This is a genomic window from Youngiibacter fragilis 232.1 (assembly GCF_000495435.3).
GTDB classification, from domain to species: Bacteria; Bacillota; Clostridia; order Clostridiales; family Clostridiaceae; genus Youngiibacter; species Youngiibacter fragilis.
The window spans coordinates 1-3035 of the sequence record NZ_AXUN02000047.1 but is presented as its reverse complement, the minus strand read 5'-3'; the positions used below and the strand labels follow the sequence as shown (position 1 = coordinate 3035).

General features: G+C 40.4%; 4 protein-coding genes. All 4 read right to left on the bottom strand.

Features of this window, described 5'->3' with window-relative positions:
- Positions 1 to 420: 420 nt before the first annotated feature.
- The gene (locus T472_RS20655) at positions 421 to 852 is read right to left on the bottom strand and encodes a DUF6560 family protein (RefSeq protein WP_439334301.1); all 432 of its coding nucleotides are present in this window, start codon (positions 850 to 852) and stop codon (positions 421 to 423) included.
- A gap of 57 nt (positions 853 to 909) precedes the next feature.
- Positions 910 to 2226 (bottom strand): RHS repeat-associated core domain-containing protein, encoded by a 1317-nt coding sequence (locus T472_RS03600; RefSeq protein ID WP_023863315.1) that lies wholly within the window; start codon positions 2224 to 2226, stop codon positions 910 to 912.
- Between the two features lie 110 nt (positions 2227 to 2336).
- Complete coding sequence (locus T472_RS03595) at positions 2337 to 2759, bottom strand: hypothetical protein (protein ID WP_023863313.1); 423 nt, start codon at positions 2757 to 2759, stop codon at positions 2337 to 2339.
- A 10-nt stretch (positions 2760 to 2769) separates the two neighbouring features.
- The coding region (locus tag T472_RS20070) for a hypothetical protein (RefSeq protein WP_040906581.1) at positions 2770 to 3035 on the bottom strand (266 nt) is incomplete at its 5' end.

Sequence of the window (3035 nt, the reverse complement as noted above, 5' to 3'; positions counted from 1 at the left end):
ACAGAAGTCAGCAGTAACATTCAATATCCCCACAAAAATAAAAGTACTGAGCCATACGAATTTGACTCAGCACTAACACTATTTAATAAACTCAGAGATGAATAGCTAAAGAAGCTTACTATTAATATTCCCCTTTAATCTGTGGGCGTATTGGGAAACAACTACACATTTAATAAAATACTATATATAGTGGCTCAACCACGCGGTTTATACAGCATGTTGTGGTTTTTCCTTTTGTAGGAGTATCACTGTCTCAATGTGAAGTTATGGCAACAAGAAGATACTAATACGCATAATTGACTTTCGCGTAAAAGTATCCCCCTTCTTATCATGTAAGGCTTTGGTCCATGTGAGCCATTTAATAGTTTAATGCAATCTGCTAAGTGGCTCAAGGATTTCTGCGCTTTCGCAAGCTAAAAGTCATTTTGAGTTTTTTCGTGTCTGACTTCTTAATCTCTGTCCCAGTTCGCGAACGCCAGGAAGATTACGATCCACATCGAACTTCCTGTCTTTCGTTTTGATGATGACATCATTCTCCTTGATCGTGCAATCTATGACGTCTGAATAAAAGACTTTATAGGTTTTCCTAAAGATAGACCTATAGATGAAATGATCCTTTTCGATAATCATGAACCAATTCATATAAGCCATAATGATACCAACGTAGAGGATACCAAAGGCATAAAATAATGCGTACACCAACAAATTGTCGGTATCATTTGGATAAAGCATCATCAGAATCAACATCACGCTAACGAAAATCAACCCTGCAATTCCTACCCATAGGTATAGCTTGGGATACCGGATCGCATCGCCATATTGGTGACTGGTTTCCTTTTTATACAGGAACATCATGATGACATTAACACATATAATAACAAATAAGAGACTTAAATTTACCATACTAACCTACCTTAACGAATTGGCTTTGTGACTAGAATATGTTCCTATCATGTATCTTGTGACAACTACGACAACAGCTTTTTTGATATCTGATTGAGAAAGTGAAATCTTAGCTATCTGCTTTGCGGCATATTTCTGATTGACACGTCTTAGCTCTCTAGCAATACTCTTTTGAGCGGATTTAGCTGTTGTAATCATTTTGCCGCCATTCGCGCCTTTCCCTCCAATAACTCCCGATAGGGCTCCAGCAAAAGCGCTATCTTTTAATCCCTTACCAGTGATTATCTCCCCTCTATAATATTGTTCGCTGACATATGTTCCCATACTAATACCAGCGTTACCCAGAACGGATGCTAGCCAGGTTGCACCTGAAGCAGTTAAGGCACCCGATAATGCTCCAGATATAGCATTAATTCCAGCCACATTCCAGTCAACTCTTCCTGTTGAATAATACTGAGTGGCGGCAGAAAAAGATCCCGCTATTATGAACCCAGCGCCAGCACCTATTAGACCAGCCGCTATATTTGCAGCAATAAATCCCGTTGAGTCCTCCATGTTCACAGGATTATTCAGCGCATAGACGAAGAGGTTGTTTTCAATCAGGCTGTCCTGGTCAACTTCAAGGATTCCCTCATCATCCGCATTGACAAACCTGCCCCAGTCAGGATTGTAATACCTGGACTGGAGATAGTAAAGTCCGGTCTCTATGTCGTAACGGTATCCTCTGTAACGGTACGGATTCTTAACTCCAATCGTGCTAGCAAGGCTTCCAGTAGTTGAGACCAGCTTCCCCCAGGTGTCGTAGGTGTAGCTGACCACAAGGTTTCCTGCATTGTCAATAAGCCCTGTGATGTCCCCCTGGGCGTTTCTTACGTAGTAGTATTCTGTTCCATTGAGGTTCATCGAGAAGAGGTTCCCCGAAGCATCATAGCTGTAGTGGATCTTGTCTGAGCCAGTGGTCTCGAAGCTGACCTTATCACCAAATACTGTGTACTTGGTGGTGACGCCATTGACGGTCTTCTCCGTCCTTATCCCATCGGAGTTGTGCTTGAAGCTGAGGCTGGTTGAAGCGTTGCTCAAGCTCTTCAGCTGCCTGCCATTTTCCCAGGTGTAGGTCCAGCCGTCGTATGACAATGGATTTCCTATGGCGTCATAGGAGATGGCCTTACCGTTGTACGCTGTAAGCTTGTCCTTCCAGTTAGTGTCGCCATAGGTGTAGGGAATGTTCGCAAGTTCTGCGCCTAATGTACTATTGGTGTATGCATACTCCTTCTTGTTAAGGATGTTTCCTCCGGAATCAAAGGATGTTTCCTCCGGAATCATAGGTGTAGGTTACGGACTCATTGCGAGACTAATTAAACAATATTGATCCTTTTCAAACTGCAGTTTCAAAGACATACTGTACTTGTCTTTTCAATCCGATGCATATACAATTATCGTTGTTTAAAACGACACCTAATTCTATTGGATTTACACCACTCAATACAATCGGAAATTAATATTTTTCTTTCAAAATTCCACCAGTCGTTTAATAGCAGATGCTCATCTATATACTTTTTAAAGAACTGATCAAACTTATCATCAGAAACTTTACAAAAAGCCTCACTCATTTTCTTATCGTTTTTCTGTTGTATATAGACTTTTTCGACTTCAATAATCTCTGTTTTAAACAAGGGAATAATGTCTTTCATCAGTAGATTAACTTCTGTAGTAAAGATTTCGTCGGGGAATAACGACCTTAATTGGTCAATTGAATAGATTTTATAGTCATGAAGATCAAACCACCAATATGAGCCTTCATATTCATCTTTATTGTGACGTCCATAATATATAATATCCTCAATAGTAATAAACAAGATATACCTCCTAGTACGAAATAGTGCCTCCAAACCAAATATGAAATGTATGTGTTATGTCGTGATAATGCCCATACATTCCAGAGGAGTGTACTTCAGGACGTCCAGCATACCCCATCACAACTGCCAATGCCTTTGCCGCTTCCTGACTATCGGCATATATTCCCCAATAACCTTTACCCACATGCTCCAATTTCCTTTGAGCATCAGACGATTTACTTCTATTGTAATTATATCTCGAAGCTATGCTATTTGACCTAAATCCCCGAAAAATTA